The following is a 24,564-nucleotide window of genomic DNA, read 5'->3' as shown; positions in this document are numbered from 1 at the left end:
TAAGAAACAAGATTTTTGAAATTAATGCTCTTCAACAGCCATGCCGAGATAAACCACGGTCAATACCATAAAAATAAACGCTTGAAGAACAACAATAAGAATGTGGAACAGTGCCCAAGGAACACTTAGTGCCCATTGCATCCACCACGGCATTAATGCAATTAGAATGAAGATCATTTCACCTGCATACATATTGCCAAACAATCGAAGACCTAAAGATATTGGTTTAGAAATTAACGTTACCAATTCAAGAACTAAGTTCACTGGATATAACAACGGATGTGAAAATGGTTGAGTAGTTAACTCTTTAATAAAACCTTTCACGCCTTTGTTTTTAAACGTATAACCCAACACCAAAATAAATACGCCTAATGCCATCGACATCGTAATATTGACGTCGGCAGATGGTAAGTCACGGAAGTGTTCAACCCCTACAGCACGAGTAAGTGCAGGAATTAAATCAATCGGTAACAAATCCACGGCATTCATTAATAACACCCAAACAAATATTGTCAGTGCTAAAGGACCAATTAACTTGTCCTTGGCTTGAAATATTTCTTTTACGATATCATCGACGAACTCAAATATTATCTCGATCAAACACTGGAATCGTCCTGGTACTCCTTTCGTTCCTTTCGTCACCGCATAACGGAATGAAAGGATGAAAACGAGCCCCGTCAGCCAGACCATGATCATGGAATCAAGGTTAATTCCAAACCAACCGTCGCCGGCGGTGAGAAAGGTCAGGTGGTGCTCAATATATTCATGAGCGGACTGGACAGTCTCCATTTATGCCTTCCTTTCGAAGCGGTCTCTGAACAGCGGCGTTAAGAAGTGACCAAACATCGTCACACAAAAGCCTATCAGGACCACGATGTTGCGAAGAGCCATAAATCGAAACGTCAAAACAAACATCACAATGGTGTAAATGACTTTGATATTTCGACTCAGATGCATGAGGTCACGCAAACTCTCTTCTGGTTTCACCCTAGATTTAATGGACGCGAATACCATGCCGAACAGAGATGGAAGAATCGCGATAAGCACCCCAGTAATCGCTGACTCAGCACTGAGAGAGCCGCTTCGCATGTACTCATACGCGATGAATACCAGACCCAAAGTTGCTTGAGCAATCAGAATCCTCTTGCCTGCCACCAATATTGGATCGTCGTGAATATTAGCTTCCATAAATCACCCTTTAAAATAATTTCGAATTAAACTTCTGATAATTAAACTTCACAAAATAAAGCTGCCTAGTGACGACGAATTATATTAAGATAAATTTAATACACAGAATTAAATTTAATCTGATAATTATTATTCACATATTTAAAAATCAAAACGGAATCACTCCGTATTTCCGTTTCCCCAGAAATATACACCGATAATTTTAATAATCTAAATCGAAAAACTTGCAAATTATCATTCCATTTTTGAAGTGTTATTTTATTTGAACAAACCAAAAATGAAATATACATTGATTAAGCCGTCTTTATCAGGGTTAAGACGAAAAGCTTGTCACATGGAAGTGACACTCCATCAGAAAGGAATTAAAGTGATTTTAGGGTATATATTTTCAAATATAGCAGTTGTAAATATATAACCGACTAATAAACCTGTTTAATATCGCAATGAAATATCTTTTAAATAGAAGCTTAAAAGATAAGAATTAAATATATTTGAAATATATTATTTCTTTACGTCAGTTGTAGCACGTTAAAATAGACATCCCATTTACTTATTGCGATTGAAAAGAACAAAAAAAAGGACGCTGAATCAGCGTCCTTTTTCGTTTTTATTTCTTATTACTTGCCTGCTTATCGAGTTGCGGCAAGGCCTTTGGTATCGCCCACTTAAGGCGTTTTGGCTTCAGCGCTTGTATCCCTTTCCAAAGCGCATTCATCAAGCTTGCGTCCTCCTGCCCCTCTTGTAGGCGCTGTGAACGCTTCTGCCAAATATCAGTGTCACTGGCTTTACTCATTTCAAGGCCACCCGTATTGCTTCTCAGCTGCTTATACAAGCTTGCTCGAGCAGCGCCCCATCGATTCGCTTTCACCATTCGTCTGAACACTAACCATGGCGGCGTAGGACGAGAACGATAATAACGGTGAATGCTCAAGGCGGCGATAACGAGAACAAATAGCGTCACTGCGCAGCCAATCAACCAGCCAGAATAAGCTCTAACAAAGGATTTAAATGTATGCTTGGCTTTGAAGGTCTTACCCTCAATCACCACCGTTTCCAGCTGTTTACTCTTGCTATTCCACCATTGGAACTTGTGTTCAGGCAAGGTGAACTCACCGCCTTGTTGAATCACATACACGCTTTCTTCGATACGACTCGATTGGTAATCGCCACGCGTTTGCTTATCGTCTAAGCGGTTTGGTTGAGGGTATGCTTGATAACTGGCAGTAGAATCATTGGATAACAAGTCTGGAAGCAATACTGACAAACTGTCTTGTGCATTGATCGTTATGGTGCGAGTGATTGCATCACCGACTTTCAGCTCATCGTTAGACGTTGCCCATTTCTGATCCACACTCACCTTAGTCGCGGTAAACCATGCAGATTCATCACTGAGCAACCCAGAAGGCATAGACGCTTCGAACTTAATTGGCTGCGTATAAAGCGTACCAGCCACTTTCGAGCCATCAGGCGCAGAGACTTGCACACCAACGGCGACAGGTGGAATCACAAACTGCCCCGAGGCTTGCGGATACAAGGTTATTTCCCAACGCTGACGAGACCACGTTTGCCCTCCTTTGCGCTCGGTATAGTTGGTTGCTAATTGGTTACGCTGCTTTGCAATCACGTTGGGGATTTCTACGCTGCCAATGCGTGTACCACCAGTGAACCAACGAGGCGTTGCAACTTCGATGTACAAGATCACCTGCTCATTCACACTGAACTTAGGCGCTTCTTTCGTATCTGCTCCTGTCCCCTGCTTGCCAACCCACGCTAATAACTCGACATCATTGCTGCGCTGCAAGTCTTGGATATCTTGTGCGTTCGCCAAGCCAGTAAAAAACAAGGTAAACATCATCAAGATACTGCTTAAACGCCCAACCACGGAGTCAGCGCCAAGTTTGAATGCATTCATCATTGTGCTTGCTCCTCTTCTTGTTGTGGTTGCGGTTGTGACTGCGGCTCCGTTTTCACGGGCTCACGCAGTTGAATTTGGAATTTAGCGCGCAAGAAGTACTTAGGATCGGCTTCTACGCGTTTTAACCACTTATCCGCCAGTTCTTGACTACCAAGGATTTCGTTCGCATTGAGTTTCTCTTTCAGCATTAATTCAGCAGCGGTTTTTTCGTCTGCCCCATCTGCCGTTTGCGGGTTGTCACCCAGTTCAAACGACTCTTCGGGTCCGTCTGTTGTCCCCGCTTGGCTTTCACTGGTGCGATTAATCTCTTCGACAATGCCACCAATGACTTTTAGGTTGTGCTCGACGTCTGGTCGCAATTGCTCACTCAAGGTGTCTTTGTCTGCCAGTGTTTGCAACAAATTACGCGCGGCCAAGTACTCACGTTGACGTGCCAACGCACTCGCAGCGTTGTACAACCCATAGTCTTTTACCGCATCTGATGGATCGTTTTGCATCTCCAAGAAAGCGGTATGAGCCAGTTTGTATTCGCCTGCGTAGTAATAAGCCGTCCCTTTACGCAACGGATCCGTAAAGTGCTTTGCTGCCTCAAGGTATTCGTTTTTGTTGAACAAACGTTGCCCTTGTTGATTTGGGGTGAGCCATAAATCCCACCACCATTGAGACGCTTTATCCCAGACGGTTACCTCTTGCACCACTTCAGGCTTATCCGCCTTGAGCGAGACCGTTTCCGCCATGGCTTTTGGCGTCATAAACAAAGACGTTGATACCATCGCCACCACACACCATTGCACTAACCAGCCTTTGCGGAACCAAAGCATCATCATGAGAGCAATTGGGAACAGCAGTTGATAGCCCATATCTTTCCAAGGCATGGATGATTCGCCATTGAGTTGCATGTTTCGCTCAACAAAACGATTCAGCTTCTCTATGTCGCTGTTGTCGACCGTCACTTCAACAAGGCGTCCACCTGTCGCGCTGGCAAGATTATTTAACGAGTCCAAATCGACCGGGTTGTTAGAAACAATGTCCGAGTTACCCGCTGCCAAGATAAGCAATTGATAAGGCTTGCCAGCAAAATAGTTTTTGTAAGCGGTAATGGTCGCCGGATTGACGCCATCTGTAACCAACAGAACCGTAGAACCCGGTTGGCCTTGTAATTGTTGGTCAATCAAAGGCAACGCCATTTCAGCAAGTTTACCTTCAACTGGCATGATTTCTGGTGTTATCGCCGCTAGAAACGGTTCGAATACTTTGCTGTCTTGTGTCACAGGCATCGCGACATGAGCAGAACCCGCATACACAACCAACCCAGTGCTGCCACCTTTTCGTGCGGCCAAGAGGTCACGGATCTTTTGCTTAGAACGTTCCAAACGGCTTGGCGGAAGGTCTTTTTGCAACATCGAATCGTTGTTATCCAACACCACCAGCATGGAGGCTTTATCTTCGCCAAACGGTGAAGCTTGGCGCTCCCAAGAAGGTCCCGCACAGATGATGATGGCAATCGCCACTATCACCATAAGCAGCTTGAGCGGCAGTTGTTTTCGCCAACCATAGTCGCCAATCGTTAAGGCTTTGCGTAAATGCTCAGGAAGAATATCTTTCCAGCTTGGTTTGGATTCTTCTCGCCATCTTAACCAAAGCAAAAGAAACATTGGGATGAACGCCAATAGCCACATTGGACGAATGAAATGGAACTGTGTGACAAACTGTTCTAGCCCCATGCTAGAGAAAGGAGAATCAAACATGGCGCTCTCCTTCTACGTTGTCTGTTTGTGTAGAAGCTTCACTGTTCACTGATAGTCGACGACGCTTAAATGTCGCTAACGAGAACGCGGTTAGGTACATCGCAACCACCAAAGCCATTAAGTAATGATGCAAACTTTGCTTAGGACGGTAAGTGGTACTTTCATAAAGCTGTGGCTCTAACTTACCAATCTCATCATAGGCTTTAGCAAGTTCGTCACGGTTGAGCGCTTCAAACGCCTCACCACCGGATTCTTTCGCAATACGTTTGATCGTATTCATATCTAGTGCAGTTTCACCCACGGTTTGTGGATCACCCATGGCAATCACGTGGATACGTACATCTTTGGCTTTCGCTACTTTCGCAGCATCAATCGGCTCAACGAAGCTTCCGGTATCATTACCATCCGTTAGAACAATGGCGACTTTCTCTTTGTTCTCTTCCACGTCGGTACGCGACTTTTCACTTTGCTCAAACACCTTAATCGCCAAACCAATTGCATCACCTAAGTGAGTGCTTTGCCCAGCCATCGCCACGTCCGTTTGGTTAAGTAGCTCTAGCCACACTTTTTGATCGGGCGTGAACGGGGTTTGCACAAATGCTGCGTCACCGAACAAGATCAGACCTAAGCGGTCGCCTTTGCGCGTTTTGGCAAAGTCACTCAAAACTTCTTTGGCTGCATGGAGACGAGAGATCTTTTCACCGGTTTTGGACGTGAAGTCTTGCTCTGCCATTGAGCCAGACAAATCGACGACGACCATAACATCTCGGCCTAAGCTTTCACGCACCTGTGGCTCGCCAAGCACTGTCGGCTTTGCCATTGCTGTCACGACCAAAAGCCAAGAGATGATGAGCGTTGCGCGCTGCCACCAGCTCGGAGTGAGTTGGCTTGCCCCTTCTGATGGGGTTTCACCAATGGCGTCCACAAGCTGACTAAAGAACGGCACTTTGATGGCCATTTGTTTGGTGCGGTAAGCTGGGACGAGGAAATACACCACTAAAGGCAGCGGCAAGATGATGAACCAAAGCGGATGCTCAAATTCAAAGCTGCTCATGCCCAGCCATGAGGCAAGAAGATCACCCATGGCGACCTCCTTTTAATGCACGCGCTTTGTAGGCAAGCGTGCGCTTTTCAATGTTGTGAGCGTTCTCATTGTGCTCTTTCACCCACTCAGTTGCGCGTTCAAGAAGTTGTAAACGCTCTGTTTTTTCCAGTTCAATACTTGGGTCAACGATACTTTGCAGCCATCGCTTCGAGACTTCGTCATCAAACATTTTATGCTTAGGGTTAAGCTCATCTAACTTGCGCAGGAACGCAGTATCAAACAAGCGAGCATGAGAGCTATCAAGATGAATCAATACGATTTTCAGAATCGAGAACAGCGCTTTCGGCATGCTGGCATCATCTGGGGTCAAACGAAAAATCGCTTCAATGGCTTCTTTACGGTAACGGTTATCCCACCAATGGTGTGCCAGTCGGTAGCCGACATACATGAGTACAATCGCACCCACAATTGCAAGGATCTTCCAACCAATGGTTTGCGGCACCCAGCTGACGCTTTCTGGCACCGCGACGTCATGCAGCTCACGCAGAATATACGTGCTTGGAGGCGTGTGTAAGTCTGTCATTTATCGACCTCCAACGAGTTTTTGGAATTGAGTAATGTGGTCACCTGTTGTATCGATTTCGATATGAGGCAGCTTTTTGATCGCCATGAGTTGTGCCAGTGATTGACGTTGTAACTGAGCTTTCTCAACCAAGCTGGCGCTGGCTGCATCGACTTTGGCTTTACTGTCTAGGTTTAGCTGGTAACGACCATCACCAATCACCCATTTCACTTTCGCCAAATCTTGAGGAAGCGACTGCTCTAAAGGATCGCTTACCATCACCGCGAGAACATCGTTATGCTGTTGAAGCTGCTTAAGATGATCAAGATGGTGCTCTTCGCAATCGCGCCAATCACTGATGAAAATCAGCGTGGATTGTTTTAGCTTCATCCGTTTAATGAGCTCAATCCATTTACTGAACGTCACTTTGTCTGAATCTAACGAGTCCACATTTAAGCGCTGATTGGCTTGAGAGAGTCGTTTCAGTTGAGCGAGCAAATCGTTTTGGGAACGCTGAGCTTTGCTGTGATATAGAACGGAGTCAGAGGCGATAACAAATCTGACTCGGTCACCGTCTTTCAATACTCGCCAACCACACATAGCCGCAACTTCAGCAGCGACCACAGATTTCATGACCTCGGTAGAGGCGAAAAACATCGCACTGCGCTGGTCAACACAGACAATCACATTACGGTCTTTTTCTTCGGTGTAACTGCGCACATGAGGCTTACCTGTGCGCATGGTGACTTTCCAATCTAGGTTTCGGATGTCGTCCCCTAGTTGGTAGTGACGCAGTTCTTCAAAGTTCAAACCACGTCCGCGGAACAATGAGCTATGACGACCAGAAAGCACACTGCCCGCTTTTAAATGAGGCAGTAAGCTGAAGGATTCGGCTTGGGCTTGTAAACGCACCAATCGTGAGTAATCGCAATACAAGCGAGGGTCGAGCCCTTGGGATTGAGGAGCAAGCGTTGGCTTTGCCATAGTCCCTCCCGCTTATCCGATTTCTACACAATCAAGCAACTCTTGCACCACACGTTGATGATCAACACCATCGGCAAGTGCATCGTAAGAAAGTGAGAAGCGATGTCCCAGCACCGATGGCACCATTGCACGCACATCATCAGGCGTTACATGGTCACGCCCTTGTAGCCACGCATAAGCGCGCGCACATTTGTCTAACGCAATTGAAGCGCGAGGACTTGAGCCGATTTCAATCCATTTTTGTAGCTGGGAATCGGCGTAACGCTCTGGTTTACGTGTCGCCATGACTAGCGCCACAATGTAGTTCTCGACCAAATCGGAAACAGTAATGTTTGGTAATTGGCGTCGCGCTTCAATAACGAGCTCTGGTTCAATGTGTTGTGGCGTCACTAATTCGCTACTGATTTCTGAACCCAACTCTTCGCTACGCACCAAGCGAATAATGTCACGCTCTGCTTCATCTTCTGGGTAGTCGACGGTCACTTTCATAATGAAGCGGTCCATCTGCGCTTCTGGCAATGGGTAAGTACCCTCTTGTTCAACTGGGTTTTGCGTTGCAAGCACCATAAACAACTCAGGCAAGACGTGGGTCTTATCACCCACCGTAATCGTACCTTCTGCCATTGCTTCTAGCAGGGCAGCTTGTACTTTAGCCGGAGCACGGTTTACCTCATCCGCCAACACAATGCTGTTGAAAATTGGTCCCGGTTGGAAGTGCAACTGAGGCTTACCATCCAACTCTTGGTACACTTCGGTACCCGTTACGTCTGAAGGTAATAAGTCGGGAGTAAACTGAATACGACCAAAGCTGGTGTTAAGAAGGTTCGCAAGCGACTTTACCGAGCGCGTTTTTGCCGTTCCCGGTAAGCCCTCTAAAAGTACGTGACCATTGGTCAGTAACCCTATCACCAAAGCCTGAACCACATGGCTTTGTCCAATGACGCTTTTTTCAGTTTGTTCGATTAATTCATTAATGGCTTGTTGTGCGTGGTTCATAGTCTACCTATTGAGTTTACGGGAGCCTGAGCGTTAAAAGTTGAGTATAAGACTGAAAGTAATAACTAAAGGTTATATTCGCTATATTCACCTGAGTTGTAAGACTTTATTAACCTTGATATGCCAACCAGAATTGGCAGCGAATGGTCAAAGAACATTTTTATTCCCGGACACAAGTAGTTTAGACCAGCCTCACCATTCGGCGCGGTAAGTAGCCGATTTTTTGGGCATTCTCCCCAGCAATACTTCAAATATGGGCAATCAAGGCAGTATTGCGGCAAAGAAGACTTTTTCGCCATGCCAAAGCTGTATTGACGAGTCGAGATTGCAATTTCATTCAGAGATCGGTCATGAATGTTAGCCAGCTGGTATTCCGGATAAACGTAGTGATCACAGCTAAACACGTCTCCATTGTGTTCAATCGCTAGACCCTTGCCGCAGAACTCTGCACTAACACACAACTGCGAAGGCATCCCCATCACTTGCGCGACGGCGGTTTCGAACAGGTTGACCAAGACTCTGCCAAGATCGTTGTTCACCCATTCTTCAAATACAGCAATCAGAAACTCGCCCCACTCTTCTGCATCGACCGACCAATCCGTAACGACCGACATCAAATGCCCCGGCTTTGCTAATTCGCTGCCAAGTTTTGGCGACATGTTTTCTTTCCAAAAATGGGGAGCGGTTTGAGTGAAAGAGCGAGGTTCAACACAAGGTGTGAATTGGATATAAGTGACGCCGAGTTCTTGAGTGAGAAAGCGATACACTTCGAGCGGATATTTGGCGTTAAAGCGGTTTACTGTCACCAAAGCATTGAATGACACATTATGACGCTTCATCAAATCAACGGCTTGCATGACGCGTTGAAAGGTCGGTTTTCCACTTCGGGTTTTGCGGTATTTATCGTGGATAAATTCAGGACCATCTATCGATAGACCAACCAGAAAACCATAGTCATGCAGAAACTGACACCAAGCCTCGTTTAATAACAGGCCATTGGTTTGAAGGTCGTTTTCGATGCGAACGCCCGGCTTAGCGTATTTGTTCTGCAGTTCGACGATCTTCTTGAAGTAATCCAAACCCAACAGTGTTGGCTCACCACCCTGCCAAGAAAACACAATCTCGTCACCGTCTTGGCTTTCGATATAGCTCTTTATGAATGCCTCAAGTGTTGCATCATCCATTTTTGGCTGAGTACCTTGATTGAGTAATTCATCTTTATGCAGATAAAAACAGTACTGACAATCGATATTGCATTTCGCCCCGCCCGGTTTCGCCATCACGTGAAAACGTCGTTCAACTTTTTCACTGTTTGATGCAAACGCCGTTTTGAGGGGAGTTAATGCCATTTGAGTGGTATGAATATGAGTTTGTTTTTTCATAAAGAACGATCTCGAAAGCAGAAGAAAGTCAGCGCCCAAGTTGGGCGCTGTATTTAAGGACAATAACTAGGGTCTATCGACCTATGGACAAAACGTTATTTCGGAACAAACGAGCCCGGAGCCATACGCGGCGGGTACTCTTTGAAGGTTTCCATGACCTCTTTTACTTTTTCAACCGCAGGCATCATCAAGAATGAACGTTCGTACATCCAACGGTCGTAACCCATACCAGTATCGCCACGCTCAAATGGGTCGATACTCAAATCATAGATTTGTGGTACACGGAGTTTGGTAAATGGTTTCTTCCAGATATCCAAACCGGTTTCGTTTTCTTGGATCATGAAGTGGTATTTGTACTTACCGTAGCGTAGAGCCAGTAAATCGCCGTCATCACTCCAGTAAACAAACTCGTTACGAGCAGACTTGTCCGTTTTACCGGTTAGGTATGGCAGTTGGTTGTAACCGTCTAAGTGAACGTTGTAGTTCATATCGCCCACTTTCTTGCCTTTCAACAGCTCTTCTTTGACGTTGCTGTTGCCCGCCGCAGCCACCAATGTTGGTAAGAAATCTTCCAAAGACATAATGCCGTTAAACGTCGTGCCCGCTTGGATATGACCTGGCCACTTAATTACTGCAGGAACGCGGAAGCCACCTTCCCAACCGGTGTTTTTCTCACTACGGAATGGCGTCATACCCGCATCAGGCCACAAGTTGATCATTGGGCCGTTATCTGTGGTGTAAACAATGATGGTGTTGTCATCGACGCCAAGCTCTTTAATCTTATTGAGCAAGTGGCCAATTTGATCATCGTGTTGCTTCACACCATCGGCGTAGAAACCTGCGCCTGTTTTACCTTTGTAGTCGTCTGGAACGTGCGTGAAGTTGTGCATGCGCGTGGTGTTAAACCATGTAAAGAATGGCTTGTCGGCTTTGACTTGTTTCTCGATAAACTTCTCAGCTTCATCTAGGAACTCGTCATCAACCGTTTCCATGCGTTTGCGCGTCAACGGGCCGGTGTCTTCAATCTTGCCATCCGCATAAGAATGGATCACACCACGAGGACCGAACTTCTTCTTGAATTCAGGATCTTGTGGGTAGTCGACGTTCTCCGGCTCTTCTTCCGCATTTAAGTGGTAAAGGTTGCCAAAGAATTCGTCGAAACCGTGGTTGGTCGGCAAGTGTTCATCGCGGTCGCCAAGGTGGTTTTTACCAAATTGGCCCGTTGCGTAACCAAGATCACGTAGAAGTGTCGCAATAGTTGGATCTTTCTCAGAAATCCCTTCTTTTGCTCCTGGCAAACCTACCTTAGACAAGCCCGTACGTTTTGGCATTTGTCCCGTGATGAACGCAGAGCGACCTGCGGTTGAGCTTTGCTGAGCGTAGAAGTTGGTAAACTTAGCACCGTCTCTTGCAATGCTATCAATGTTTGGTGTGCTGTAAGCGAGCATGCCACCGTTGTATGCACTCAAGTTCCAGTAACCGACATCGTCACCAAAGATAACGAGAATGTTAGGTTGTTCTGCCGAATAAGCGGTCGCTGATGCCGCTCCAATCGCAAGCGTGCAAGCGTTTAATACCAGCTTCTTGCCGCGTTTTTTATCGTGGTTTGCCATAAAAGGGCTCCATAAATCCGTTGCTGCTAATCTTGGTAGAAAATCAGATACCAAGATTTGATTAAGATAAAACTTGTTATTTGACGGATAAATAGAGTTCAGATACGTTGATATATAAATTTAGTTTATGGGTAAGAAGATGGACTTAAACTTGATTCAAACTTTTTTGGTGGTGGCTGAGTATCAGTCCTACACCAAAGCGGCCGACCATTTAGGCCTTACGCAACCTGCGGTGAGCGCTTCGATTAAACGGCTCGAACAAGTGGTCGGAAAACAGCTTTTCGTCAAACAAGGACGAGGGATCGCCCCTACTTCGACCGCGTATCAACTCATGCCGCAGTTTCGTCAGGCAGTGAGCATCGTAGACAACGCCATTTCAGAAAGAACCACTTTTCAAGTCTGCTGCTCCGAAACCTTACTCCACAGTTTAAATCCGATTGAAAACGTGGTTTTCCACGAGTCTCCACCGGAAAAATACTTGTTGTTTGAACAAATTCGTCAGCAAAAAATGGACTTGGTGATTGATACCATCATCACCAAAGACTCTTCTTTCGTGATTGAAAACGCCTACCATGAACCCGCAATGATCATCTGTCGTCAAAGTCACCCAAGAATCCAAGGAACGTTGAGTCGAGAAGATTTTTATCGCGAAAATCACTGTATGTTTTCAGGTAAATGGAATAACACTTCTGGCTTCGAACAGCTGGCAAAAGAGCCGATTCAGGAGCGAAATGTAGAGCTCGTAACGTCATCGTTAGCAGGTATGGCAATGTACGTAGCACAGCGAGATTGCTTAGGTGTAGTCTCTCGTTCGTTTGCGATGAAATGGAGTAAGGCACTCAAGTTACAGGTCCTTGAGTGCCCGATAGAAATCGACCATATTCCTTATAAATTTGTGTATCACAAGCGCGATGAGCACAATCCTGCTCATCAGCGCTTAAGGGAACAGGTCAAGCAACAACTTGAGTTTGCCCATGCTGCTCCTATTGATTTATAGAAGCTCTTAAACGCTGAATCACATCAGCTGGCGCAAACTCTCCTAGTTGCTTCAAACACTGCTCAAAAGCAAATGCAACAGAGCCGTCTTTGTAGTTTCTAGCCAGCACCTCACATTCCGCAAACAAGTGCTGTGGGTTGCCACCTACTTTGTAAGCGGTGTTCAACGCTTTGCTGGCCGAAAGCACGTCTGATTTCTCCAGAGCGAGCCCATAAACATACCAATACTGTGGGTTTCGCTCTGCGGTTTCCGCCGCTTGTTTTAAGTATTGGTTGGCTTTCACACTATCACCCACTCGCAACCAAGCTAAACCCGCACTGTATGGCAAAGCACTCGATTTCGGCTGAGCTTCAATCCCTGCCATCAGGGTTTCTAATGCTTTTTTGTCGTTGCCCTGTGCACGATACAAATCGGCTAAGTTTGCATAGCTGTTCTCGAAGTAAGGTTCTATTTCAATCGCCTTTTGGTAAGACGCAATGGCTTTGTCTGTGTCACCAAGGTCTCGATAGACATTCGCTAGGTTCGTTCGCCCAAAGCCTCGGTCAGCATTAAAGCGTTGGATTGCCATGTAGTCTTCCAATGGCTGTTTGATCTTGTCACGCTGCAGAGGATTCATTTCCGGATAATGGCGAACCAGTGCACCTGCGGCTTCTGCACGCACAGATAAGACTGGATCGCTCAATAATGGTTCGAGGATTTGCCAGCGGTCACTGAACTCATAACCAGAAGACCCAGCAACAGCCCCGAGGCGAATCATGTCACTTTCATGCTTCACCGTGCGAGCTAGAGATACCAAGGTATTTTGACCGGTATTGCCACCCATACGCTCCAGTGCGGAGGCACGAATAATGTCACTCAACGATGAGTCTTGAGCAGAATACGCTAACGCATCAGGCGCACCACGATGACCAATAGAATCGGCGTAGAATGCCACGGCAAAGTGTTGTTGATTGCGGTATTTCGAATTCGGGAACCACTCACCTATTTTCTGATCCGCCCACTGATTGGTTTCGTCTTCATGACATGATGTACAGACGTTTGGCGTATTGATGTGTTGGCTTAGATCCGGACGTGGCACATGCCAACTGTGGTCACGACGCGGGTCGACTTGCATGTAAGTCGTTTCAGGCATGTGGCAAGTGGTGCATTTGGACGCCTCGGTATTTGCCTCATGGAAGGTGTGATTCTCCGGCATGTAGTCAGACGCAATATGGCACTGAGCACAAACCGCTTCCTCAGGGATTTTTAACTCTGCGGTATGAGGATCGTGACAGTTGGTACAGGTTACGCCTTTCTCTGCCATGGCTGACTGTAAAAATGAGCCATAAACGTAATCTTCATCGTAGATTTGACCATCGTGATAATAGAGCTCTGGTGTAATTAAGCTGAGGCGATATTTATCTAGGAAGGAGCCTTTAACGTGGTCTGCACTTTCATTTAACTGTGTACGACGACTGTGGCACTGCGCACAGGTTTGTACTTGATGAGTCATCGCGATTTCTTTTGGCTGGAGCGTGCTGTGCCCTTCTTCGTAGACCCACTCTTTTACTGCCATACCTAAATCTCGGTCAAAACCATAATGGTTCGCTGAGGCTATGGTATTCCCAGATTTTTCCGCTTGTTTGGCAAGCTCTACGTGCTCACTAGCTGGGCCATGGCATGCTTCGCAGCCAACGTTGATTTCTGACCAAGTCGTCGAATACGTATTGGCTGTTGCATCGTAGTTTTTTTCCAGATTGGTTGAATGGCAATCAGCACACATGAAGTTCCAATTCTGACCCGTGTTCGTCCAGTAGAACTCATCTTTTGGGGTGGTATCGGGATAAAGATGGAACCAGCGCTGTCCGCCTTCTTGCTTGGTTCTCGAATCCCAAGCGAAAGGAATCAACTGCACACGTCCGTCTTCGAATTCCACCATGTATTGTTGAAGCGGCTCCCACGCAAAGGTGTAGCTGATTTTGTAATCATGCCACTCACCATCAGCCCCTTGGATATTGACCCAATACTCTTCCCCTTTCCGATAGAAGCGATTTGGCTTCCCTTCAAAGGTGAATGTGTGGTCATCAAAGTCACCGAGAACAGATTCCGCATCGGCGTGACGCATCGCCATATCGTGATGAGAACCTTGCCACGCTTCGGTTTCTTTCTTGTGGCAATCAATACACGCTTCACTACCAACATAAGTAAGCTTCGAGGAATCGATTGATTTAGGTGTGTCCGTCCCGACTTGCTGCTCAACAAGAGGTTCTTGTGAAGAAAGCGTTTCTTGTGCAAACAGAGAAAAACTGACGAGCGCTGCTAGGCCGATCAGAGCCTGCTTCCAACATGCCCACTGAGTCATAACTGTCCTTGTGTGTGATTCTTTTTATTCTAAAAACAAATATAGTTGAGATTTTGAGCAAAATGACTGAAATGTAAGAAAAACTTCCAGCCGACATCACAAAGAGGCTCATTGAGCCCCTTCGTTTTGTTAACTAATAAATCTATTGATGGTGATTCTCTTGAAGCTTTTCCATTACTTGATCAAGAGAGAAGCTAGCTGCTTTCTGTCTTGGAGGGAACTCTTCAAACGTCGCCAAGAATTTACCGACATAGGCTTGCGCAGGAACCAGCATATAGGCATGGTCAAGAACCCAATCGTAGTATGTATTAGAAGTCACATCAGCCACTTCGTATGGGTCCATACGTAGGTTAAAGATTTTAGGTACTCGCAGTGGTGTAAACGGTTCTGCCCAAAGACGAAGTGTGCCTTGTGCACGTTGCTCTAAGAACACGATTTTCCAATTATGGTAACGAAGTGAACTCAAATCACCGTCATCAGTGAAGTAGAAGATCTCTTCACGAGGGCCTTGTTCTGTTTTACCGGTTAAGTACGGCAAGAAGTTGTAACCATCAAGATGGACTTTAAACGTCTTGTCCCCTGCAGTATGACCTTTCAACAGTTTTTGTTTGATTTGGTCATCACCCGCCGCAGCAAGTAGTGTTGGCATCCAGTCCATGTGGTGCATGATTTCGTTAGAAACCGTGCCTGGTTCAATCTTACCCGGCCAACGAACCATCGCAGGAACACGGTATGCCCCTTCCCAGTTGGTGTTCTTTTCTCCACGGAAAGGCGTTGTACCAGCATCAGGCCACGAGTTCATGTGCGGGCCATTATCGGTCGAGTAGAATACGATGGTGTTGTCGGTAATGCCTAGGTCATCCACTTTCTTCAAAAGTTGGCCTACGTGGTTGTCATGTTCAACCATCCCGTCTGCATAAAAGCTGATGCCAGTGCGGCCAAGGTTGTCCTCTTTGACGTGAGTACGAAAGTGCATTCGCGTTGCATTCCACCAAACGAAAAACGGTTTTTCAGCCTTTACTGCACGGTCCATAAAATCAAGCGCCGCGTCTAATGTCTCTTCGTCAACGGTTTCCATGCGCTTGCGCGTTAATGGCCCCGTATCTTCAATCTTACCGTCAGCATAAGACTTAATGACACCACGAGGGCCAAACTTCTTACGAAACTCCGGATCTTTCGGGTAATCCACATTCTCAGGTTCTTCTTCGGCATTCAGGTGGTAAAGGTTGCCAAAGAACTCATCAAACCCGTGGTTCGTAGGAAGGTGCTCGTCCTTATCACCTAAGTGGTTTTTACCAAACTGACCTGTCATATATCCCATGGGCTTAAGCATTTCAGCAATCGTTGCGTCTTCAGCCTGTAGCCCTAAATCAGCTCCCGGAAGACCAACTTTACTCAAACCTGTTCTCAGAACCGATTGTCCAGTAATGAAGGTCGAGCGACCTGCGGTACAAGATTGCTCACCGTAGTAATCGGTAAACATCATGCCTTCGTTGGCAATGCGATCGATGTTAGGCGTTTTGTATCCCATTAATCCAAATGTATAAGCACTGATATTCGATTGACCAATATCATCACCCCAAATGACCAATATGTTCGGTTTCTCTGCGGCGAAACTACTACTCGTCGCCCCAATAAACGCTGTGGTAAGAATGGCTAATCGGCGTTTCAAACCGTATCTCGTTCTCATATAAACCTCTGTTTAGTAATGTAATGTGCCTCCTGCACAACAAATTTATATTTCACGAACCAATGAGACCAATAGGCATAAAATAAATCTCACCCAAACTTAATGCCTAGCAAATTAGGTATTTCGTCCAGTGATATAAGCAAAATAACCAGACGCCATCTTCTACTCTGAAACCGTATGACACTTGGTTTAACATGGGGTTAACGATGATGACAAAAGCTGAAGCCAAGGCAAAAAAAGAGGCTCCGAAGAGCCCCGCATTTGGTTGCAATCAATCTATTTATTGTGACTTTCCTGCAACTTCTCCATTACCTGATCAAGTGAGAAACTTGCTGCTTTTTGTCGCGGTGGGAATTCTTCGAACGTTGCCAAGAATTTACCCACATAAGCCTGTGCTGGAACCAACATGTATGCGTGATCAATCAACCAGTCATAGTATGTATTCGACGTGATGTCCGCTACTTCGTATGGGTCCATGCGTAGGTTGAAGATCTTAGGCACACGTAATGGTGTAAACGGTTCAGCCCAGATACGTAGTGTTCCTTTTGCGCGCTGCTCTAGGAATACAATCTTCCAGTTGCGGAAGCGAAGTGAACTCAAATCACCATCATCAGTGAAATAGAAGATCTCTTCACGTGGTCCTTTTTCTTCTTTACCAGTTAGGTAAGGCAAGAAGTTGTACCCATCAAGATGGTTCTTAAATGTCTTATCACCTGCTGTGTAGCCTTTTAGCAGCTTCTCTTTGATTTGATCATCACCCGCAGCGGCTAGGAGCGTTGGCATCCAGTCCATGTGGTGCATAATTTCGTTAGAAACGCTGCCTGCTTCAATCTTACCAGGCCAACGAACCATTGCAGGAACACGGAACGCACCTTCCCAGTTGGTGTTCTTCTCACCACGGAATGGCGTTGTACCCGCATCTGGCCAAGAGTTCATGTGCGGGCCGTTATCGGTTGAGTAGAATACGATGGTGTTGTCTTTGATGCCCAAGTCATCCACTTTTTTCAACAGCTCGCCTACTTGGTTATCGTGTTCAACCATACCGTCGGCATAAAAACTGATGCCGGTTTTACCCAAGTTTTCTTCTTTCACGTGCGTACGGAAGTGCATACGTGTTGCGTTCCACCAGACAAAGAAAGGCTTGTCTGCTTTCACTGCTCGATCCATAAAATCAAGCGCCGCATCTAACGTTTCTCCATCCACCGTTTCCATACGCTTACGCGTTAGAGGACCGGTATCTTCGATTTTGCCGTCAGCAAAGGATTTAATAACACCGCGAGGACCGAATTTCTTACGGAATTCTGGATCTTTCGGGTAGTCCACATTCTCTGGTTCTTCCTCGGCGTTCAAATGGTAAAGGTTGCCAAAAAATTCGTCGAAGCCGTGATTCGTTGGAAGGTGTTCATCTTTGTCGCCAAGGTGGTTTTTACCAAACTGACCTGTCATGTAGCCAAGTGGTTTAAGCATTTCTGCAATCGTTGCATCTTCAGCCTGTAGACCTAAATCTGCACCCGGAAGGCCAACCTTACTCAAGCCAGTTCTCAATACCGTTTGCCCGGTAATGAAGGTAGAACGGCCTGCAGTACAAGATTGTTCACCATAGTAGTCGGTGAACATCATACCTTCTTTTGCAATGCTATCGATGTTCGGTGTTTTGTATCCCATTAAGCCAAATGTGTAAGCACTGATATTAGATTGACCGATATCATCACCCCAAATGACCAGAATATTCGGTTTCTCTGCTGCGATACTGCTACTTGTCGCGCCGATAAAAGCAGCGGCAAGAATCGCTAATCGGCGTTTCACGCCATAATTCGCTGTCATATAAACCTCTGTATGTAATAGAAAAGTGCATCCTGCACACAAACGTATAGCTCACAAAACAGACTAATGCGAATCAAATAGCATAATTATACTTTGGTTAAAACTAAGGTCTTATATCCCCATTTAGAAAGCGGATTAACGTGACCTGAGTCTCGCTTCAGTTTTCCCCACAAATCCTAAGGTCGAAACAATCAACTGATAAAACAACAAGTTATTTCTCTACATAACTTATGGTTATAAACACTATAAAGCGACATTCTTCAATTGCATCATTAACTTAATAGCCAACGAAGCATGGGCGGTACCTAAGCTTCTTTTCCAACTTACAACCAATTTGGAGTTTTTATGGCTAACCAAATGAGCAAGCTGGCTGTCGGTCTCGGCGTACTGGCAACCTCAAGCGCAGCAGTGGCGGCAGACAAACCAAACATCCTAGCGATCTTTGGTGATGATGTTGGTTACTGGAACATCAGTGCATACAACCAAGGTATGATGGGTTACGAGACCCCGAATATCGACCGTATTGCAAACGAGGGTGCACTATTTACTGATCACTACGGTCAGCAATCTTGTACTGCAGGCCGTGCAGCATTTATCACAGGCCAAGAACCGTTCCGTACTGGCTTGCTTACAATCGGTATGCCAGGCTCTACTCACGGTATCCCTGATTGGGCACCGACCATTGCAGACCTGCTTAAAGGTCAAGGCTACATGACGGCTCAGTTTGGTAAGAACCACTTAGGTGACCAAGACCAACACTTGCCAACTAACCACGGTTTCGACGAGTTCTTCGGTAACCTTTATCACCTCAATGCTGAAGAAGAACCAGAAACTTACTACTACCCGAAAGATCCTGAGTTCCGTAAAAACTACGGCCCTCGTGGTGTAATCAAGTCTTTTGCTGACGGTAAGATTGAAGATACAGGCCCAATGACGCGTAAGCGTATGGAGCACGCGGATGAAGAATTCCTAGAAACGTCACTGGCGTTCATGGAAAAAGCCGTGAAAGCAGACAAGCCATTCTTCATCTGGCACAACACCACTCGTATGCACGTTTGGACTCGTCTACAAGAGAAATACCAAGGTAAATCAGGCGTAAGTATCTACGCTGACGGTATGCTTGAGCACGATGACCAAGTAGGCGTTCTACTAGACAAACTTGATGAGCTAGGTGTTGCTGATAACACCATCGTTATCTACTCAACCGATAACGGTGCAGAAACAGTAACATGGCCTGACGGTGGTGCAACACCATTCCACGGTGAGAAAGGTACCACTTGGGAAGGCGGCATGCGTGTACCTCAACTTGTTCGTTGGCCTGGCGTAATTGAACCGGGTACAAAGATCAACGAAATGATGGCGCACCAAGACTGGCTACCAACACTAATGGCTGCAGCTGGCGTTCCTGACGTGAAAGAGAAGCTAGCGAAAGGCTACAAAGCGAACGGTAAAGACTGGCGCGTACACATCGACGGTTACAACTTCATGCCCTACTTCCAAGGTAAAGAAGAGAAAGGCCCTCGTGAGTCACTACTTTACTTCACAGCGAACGGCGAGCTAAACGCGGTACGTTGGAATGACTGGAAACTGAACTTCGCGGTTCTTGAAGGTGATATCTCTAACGCGATTCGCTTCTCTCCAAACTGGCCACAAATCATCCACCTACGTGCTGACCCATTCGAGAAAGCACCGCACGAATCAGGTATGTACCTGCGCTGGATGGCTGACAACATGTGGTTGTTCGTACCTATCCAAGACGTTCTTGGTGAATTCTTCAAGACGCTGCCAGACTACCCAATGCAGCAAGGTCAGATGATGAACCCAGCGTCAATTAGCTACCAATCTCTTGGCCTACAAGGCAAGATGAAGCAGCTAGAGCAACTTCAGCAAGAAGTTAAAAAAATGAACTAGTTTCTTTTGCAACTACCGAAAAAGCCCACCGACTCAGGTGGGCTTTCTTTTTGTCGCGACCTTCCCCGCTCAAGCAAAACTTCTAAACAAGTCGCACTTTGAAGCCTCTTTATAAATAACTGATAGCTTTCTCATTCATCACGTTGATTTTAACCAAGTCATTATCGATAATGAGTGATATGTCAACATGTTTAGCCCAACGTCAGCCCCCGTTCAGCCAAAGCCAAACTGGTCATCGAGTTCATCCGTTCCTGCTCCTTCAATCTTATTGGTAGAAGATGACCCAGATCTCAACCTTCAACTCACCCGACTACTTAAAGAGCAACGCTATCAAGTTATCTCGATGTTTTGCGGGGATGAAGCCGTTAAGGTTTTTCAGCAGCAAGACTTTGATTTGGTCATACTCGATGTCAACCTCCCCAACCTCGATGGTTTCGAAGTGCTTAATGTCATTCGTTCTCAGTCACAAACACCCGTAGTTATGCTGACTGCATTTGGTGCAGAAGAATATCGAATTCAGGGTCTTAAATGCGGGGCCGATGATTACATCACCAAACCCTGTAACTTCACCGAAGTGAGTTTACGTATAGAAGCAATTTTACGTCGCACCCAACTCATCAAGCAGCCCAATTCCGCAACGCAACTCAGTGAGAAAGAGTTACTTCTCGATAAGCAAACTCACACGGTAACGCTCCATCATTGCCCTGAGATGAACCCCATTCAGCTGACACCTATTCAATTTAAACTTCTGTGGACGTTAATCGAGCACCGCGAAGAAGTGCTGAGTAAACCCTTTCTTTATCAGACCGTACTAGAGCGTCAATTTAGCCAATATGACCGAGCCCTAGACATGCACTTAAGCCGCGTGCGCAAACGTCTTATCGCGGAAGGTATGTCGAACGACCGTATCCAGACCGTGCATGGTAAAGGGTATATTTTCAAATGAAGAAGATGTTGTTCTGGCGGCTGTTTGTCGTCTTATCTCTCGGTGTGGTGATCTTCTTTTCTTTGATTCATAGCGCTGCCATTCTTTCTAATGAAAAGATGAGCTACCTCAAAAAGTCTCACCGTCAACAGATCCTTGATTGGGGCTCTACAGCACAAACATATATCGACCAACAAGATTGGCAAGGTTTGGACACTTGGTTAGAAGAACTCGCTGCTAATGAGTCTACTTGGGCAACGGTTCTGCAATCACACCTAGATGTAAAAGGCGGCAATCCACTCAACGAGCGCTTTTGGGAAGGCTACGGCATTGGTCGAAGTGTTGAGTGGAAAATCCACCTCGATTTTCCAGATAATCCAATCATGGAAGTGCCACTTTCTCCTTTTGGTTATCATTTTCTGATTCTACTGCCTGACCGAATGCGCCCCGGCACTTACATGTCCCATGCGTTTTGGCTGTTCCGTTTTGTGATTCCATTTCTCTCTTTACTGGCACTTACGGTGTATTTGTACCGTTACGTCATGCGTCCATTACAGCAGTTCCACCGAGCAAGCCAAGCTTTCAGCCAAGGGGATTATTCGGCGCGAATTGGGCAGACCATGAAGTTAGGCAACGATGAAATAAGCCAAGTCGCGCGAACTTTCGACAAAATGGCGGAGCGAACATCAGATGTGATTCAGCACAACAGAAACTTAATCGCCGACATGTCACATGAGATACGTACCCCACTCGCTCGTATAGAAATGGCCATAGACTGCGTCGATAAAAACATTGAGCGCGAGCAAATGTTGCAACGCATTAAGAGCGACACTCATAAGATGCGCAGTACAGCAGAAGACACTCTCACCCTTGCATGGATTGAAAACGAACAACCAAACCTCAGAACGGAAGCATTTGACTTAGCGGAACTGGTTGAAATCATCGTTGAAGATGCACGATTTGAATACCCCGATAGGCACGTGTTCCTGCAGCAAGACGAACCATTACCTATCAATGACTCCAACCAAATGGCACTCAGCCAATCGTTAGAAAACGTCATTCGCAACGGTTTACGTTACACCCAACCCAATGAAGCGCTAAGAATTGAGGTGCGAAGCAGTAGCGAGCATTATCAAATCGTCATTACCGACTCTGGGCCCGGAATCGACCCAAGTTTGTATCAACAAATTTTCAAACCTTTCTTTAAAGCCAATAATCAAGTCGCATCACGTAAGGGCTTTGGTGTTGGGTTGGCGTTAGCGAAAAGGCACATTGAAGCCGTTGGCGGCAAGATCGTTGCCTACAATGCGCCGGAGCGAGGTTTAGTGATGGATATTACCTTGCCCAAACGACGTTAAGCATCACGCGTAACAAGGATTGTAACAGTTGTAAAAGTCGTTTACTCAGCGTGGAAGAATCACCAAAATCTCACTCGATAATAATTCTCATTAACAATGGAGGTTACGGTGTCTGCTTCAACCGTATTTAAGCTAAGCCCACTTACCATCGCGCTTTTAGTAGCGTCACAAACGACTTACGCCAAGGACGATATGGAAGTTATCGAGGTGACCGGTCACACACCGGAAGGCGTTGATATCTCGATAGACTCTGACCAACTAGCTAAATCCCAAGCTCAAGATCTTAATGACATTTTCCGAAAGGATGCCGAAGTCAGTGTCGGTGGCTCATCAGGCATCTCTCAAAAGATCTACGTTCGAGGTCTAGAAGATACGATGCTGAATGTCTCTATCGATGGTGCAGAACAATCCGGTAACCTATTCCACCACCAAGGTCGATTATCTATCGAGCCAGAACTGCTTAAGCAAGTCGATGTGAGTGCAGGCGCTGGACGAGCAACAGACGGCCCTGGTGCACTTGGTGGCGCAATTAAATTCACCACAAAAGATGCACACGATCTACTCGCTGCGGACCAAACCTACGGTGCAATGTTGAAAGGTGGTTACTACACCAACAATGAAGGCTACAAACTATCGGCAAGTCTTTATGGTGAAGTCGCCGATCAACTTGGTTTGTTGGCATCATTCGGCTACATCGATGGTGACAACATTCAAGATGGCAAAGGTGAAGAGCAGCCTTATACAGCGCTAGAACAGCAAGTTGCCCTCCTTAAGCTATCCGGTCAACTTAATGACGAACACTACCTCTCGGTAAGCTACGACTATCGTAATGACGATGGACGACGCTTGAATCGCCCGCACTTCCAACCAAGTTTCAAAAACGAACCTTTAGACCAAGAGACAGACCGTTCTACGTTCACCTTAAACCACAAATACAGCGCGAGTGATCTATTCAATCTCGATACGACCTTCTACTACACGGACAGTCGTCTTGCCCACAAAGATCACCCACGTTGGGGAACGAGCGATGGCTCAATTCAAACTTCAGGCGTAAAGATCTTTAATACCAGTAAACTCACCGACCATACTTTGGTTTACGGCCTAGATTACAAGAAAGACAAATCAGAATTTGAGACCAATTACGATGGCAAAAAGGATGATGAAGAGAAAGGCACTGTCTACGGTTTGTTTGTTCAAGACGATTGGATGCTGACAGACGCTCTCATTCTCACCGCAGGTGCTCGTTATGATTGGTATGAACTTACCGATAACATGGACCAAGACTTTGACTCAAGTGGCTTTAGCCCTAACGTTGGTATCAATTACAACGCCTTTGAAGGTTTGAACCTATTCGCGAGCTATGCGGAAGCGTTTCGTGGGCAACAAATCAAAGAGTTATTTGTTATCGACTACCGCGAAAATGATCCAAACCGTAAACCAGAGGAAGCGCGCAATCTAGAGCTAGGCGCAAACTACCAGTATGACGAATTCTTTGCTGGCTTAACCTTCTTTGACAGCACCATCAAAGATGTCGTCACTAATCAAGGGGCCTTGTACACCAATGTTGGCGATTTAGATAACCAAGGCATTACTGCTTACCTAGGCTATGCGATTTCAGATGTGTCAGCTCGCTTGAGCTACAACCAATCACGCCCAGAGCTCAATGGCACTCCACTTTCGGATGAAGACTCTACCCTAGGCACATCAATCGGTGACACTTGGGTGCTTGATCTGATCTATCAACCGATGGAAACACTGGAGTTTGGTTGGAATGCTCGATTTGTTGAACGTTTAACCGACGTAGCGGATCCAACCGTTCATCCAGAAAAACCAGGCTACGGCGTACACGATGTTTACGCATATTGGATGCCACTCGCTGACGAAGAGTTATCTCTAACCTTGTCAGTTAAGAACGTATTCGACAAATACTACTTTGACCATGCGTCGTACATGGAGTACACCGGTAGTCCTGTCGCCCAAGGCTACGCAAGCCCGGGGCGAGACTTTCGCTTTAACGTGACTTACGCGTTCTAGGTTTGTCTCTTACTTTGGCATTGACCTAACAATAACAACCCGGAAATCGGA

Annotated in this window: 18 protein-coding genes; 5 read left to right on the top strand and 13 right to left on the bottom strand. The window is 46.1% G+C overall.

The window, feature by feature from the left end:
* Nucleotides 1-21 precede the first annotated feature (21 nt).
* The 10 genes from atpB to H735_RS28015 form a co-directional block, all read right to left on the bottom strand.
* Nucleotides 22-789, bottom strand: a complete 768-nt coding sequence (gene atpB, locus H735_RS28060) for a F0F1 ATP synthase subunit A (RefSeq protein WP_005533315.1) — start codon at nt 787-789, stop codon at nt 22-24.
* Complete coding sequence (locus H735_RS28055; protein ID WP_005431832.1) at nt 790-1,188, bottom strand: ATP synthase subunit I; 399 nt, start codon at nt 1,186-1,188, stop codon at nt 790-792.
* A 607-nt stretch (nt 1,189-1,795) separates the two neighbouring features.
* Nucleotides 1,796-3,103 (bottom strand): BatD family protein, encoded by a 1,308-nt coding sequence (locus tag H735_RS28050; protein ID WP_020197453.1) that lies wholly within the window; start codon nt 3,101-3,103, stop codon nt 1,796-1,798.
* Nucleotides 3,100-4,851 carry a vWA domain-containing protein gene (locus H735_RS28045; RefSeq protein ID WP_020197452.1) on the bottom strand — a complete coding sequence of 584 codons (1,752 nt, stop codon included), beginning with the start codon at nt 4,849-4,851 and terminating at the stop codon, nt 3,100-3,102. Before H735_RS28045 ends, H735_RS28050 begins: the two co-directional genes overlap by 4 nt.
* Nucleotides 4,844-5,935: a vWA domain-containing protein gene (locus tag H735_RS28040; protein ID WP_020197451.1), complete on the bottom strand. Its 1,092-nt coding sequence runs from the start codon at nt 5,933-5,935 to the stop codon at nt 4,844-4,846. The genes H735_RS28045 and H735_RS28040 overlap by 8 nt, the downstream gene beginning before the upstream one ends.
* Complete coding sequence (locus H735_RS28035; RefSeq protein ID WP_020197450.1) at nt 5,928-6,479, bottom strand: DUF4381 domain-containing protein; 552 nt, start codon at nt 6,477-6,479, stop codon at nt 5,928-5,930. The genes H735_RS28040 and H735_RS28035 overlap by 8 nt, the downstream gene beginning before the upstream one ends.
* Entirely contained in the window at nt 6,480-7,442 is a 963-nt protein-coding gene (locus H735_RS28030) for a DUF58 domain-containing protein (protein ID WP_020196640.1), read from the bottom strand.
* A 12-nt stretch (nt 7,443-7,454) separates the two neighbouring features.
* Entirely contained in the window at nt 7,455-8,438 is a 984-nt protein-coding gene (locus H735_RS28025) for an AAA family ATPase (protein ID WP_020196641.1), read from the bottom strand.
* A gap of 65 nt (nt 8,439-8,503) precedes the next feature.
* Nucleotides 8,504-9,820 (bottom strand): anaerobic sulfatase maturase, encoded by a 1,317-nt coding sequence (locus H735_RS28020; RefSeq protein WP_020196642.1) that lies wholly within the window; start codon nt 9,818-9,820, stop codon nt 8,504-8,506.
* Nucleotides 9,821-9,915: 95 nt separating this feature from the next.
* Entirely contained in the window at nt 9,916-11,433 is a 1,518-nt protein-coding gene (locus tag H735_RS28015; RefSeq protein ID WP_020196643.1) for an arylsulfatase, read from the bottom strand.
* A gap of 127 nt (nt 11,434-11,560) precedes the next feature.
* Between H735_RS28015 and H735_RS28010 the strand changes: the two genes are divergently transcribed.
* Entirely contained in the window at nt 11,561-12,430 is an 870-nt protein-coding gene (locus H735_RS28010) for a LysR family transcriptional regulator (RefSeq protein ID WP_020196644.1), read from the top strand.
* Here H735_RS28010 and H735_RS28005 read toward each other — a convergent pair.
* From H735_RS28005 to H735_RS27995, 3 genes are all read right to left on the bottom strand, one after another.
* A complete protein-coding gene (locus H735_RS28005) occupies nt 12,417-14,771 on the bottom strand; it encodes a tetratricopeptide repeat protein (protein WP_020196645.1) in 2,355 nt (784 codons plus the stop codon). The genes H735_RS28010 and H735_RS28005 overlap by 14 nt on opposite strands.
* Before the next feature lie 142 nt (nt 14,772-14,913).
* Entirely contained in the window at nt 14,914-16,461 is a 1,548-nt protein-coding gene (locus tag H735_RS28000; protein ID WP_020196646.1) for an arylsulfatase, read from the bottom strand.
* Nucleotides 16,462-16,737: 276 nt separating this feature from the next.
* Entirely contained in the window at nt 16,738-18,285 is a 1,548-nt protein-coding gene (locus tag H735_RS27995) for an arylsulfatase (protein ID WP_020196647.1), read from the bottom strand.
* A gap of 345 nt (nt 18,286-18,630) precedes the next feature.
* Here H735_RS27995 and H735_RS27990 point away from each other — a divergent pair, with 345 nt between their 5' ends.
* The 4 genes from H735_RS27990 to H735_RS27975 all read left to right on the top strand — a co-directional run bounded on the left by H735_RS27990 (nt 18,631) and on the right by H735_RS27975 (nt 24,513).
* The gene (locus H735_RS27990) at nt 18,631-20,196 is read left to right on the top strand and encodes an arylsulfatase (protein WP_005437756.1); all 1,566 of its coding nucleotides are present in this window, start codon (nt 18,631-18,633) and stop codon (nt 20,194-20,196) included.
* Nucleotides 20,197-20,383: 187 nt separating this feature from the next.
* A complete protein-coding gene (locus H735_RS27985; protein WP_020196648.1) occupies nt 20,384-21,142 on the top strand; it encodes a response regulator transcription factor in 759 nt (252 codons plus the stop codon).
* On the top strand, nt 21,139-22,479 hold the full coding sequence (locus H735_RS27980; protein ID WP_020196649.1) for a sensor histidine kinase: 1,341 nt from the start codon (nt 21,139-21,141) through the stop codon (nt 22,477-22,479). Before H735_RS27985 ends, H735_RS27980 begins: the two co-directional genes overlap by 4 nt.
* A 108-nt stretch (nt 22,480-22,587) precedes the next feature.
* Nucleotides 22,588-24,513, top strand: a complete 1,926-nt coding sequence (locus tag H735_RS27975; protein WP_020196650.1) for a TonB-dependent receptor domain-containing protein — start codon at nt 22,588-22,590, stop codon at nt 24,511-24,513.
* The last annotated feature ends 51 nt before the right edge of the window (nt 24,514-24,564 follow it).

This window comes from Vibrio owensii CAIM 1854 = LMG 25443, assembly GCF_000817815.1.
Taxonomy (GTDB): domain Bacteria; phylum Pseudomonadota; class Gammaproteobacteria; order Enterobacterales; family Vibrionaceae; genus Vibrio; species Vibrio owensii.
The sequence above is the reverse complement of the archived record's forward strand: the minus strand, read 5'-3'. Positions and strand labels throughout refer to the sequence as shown.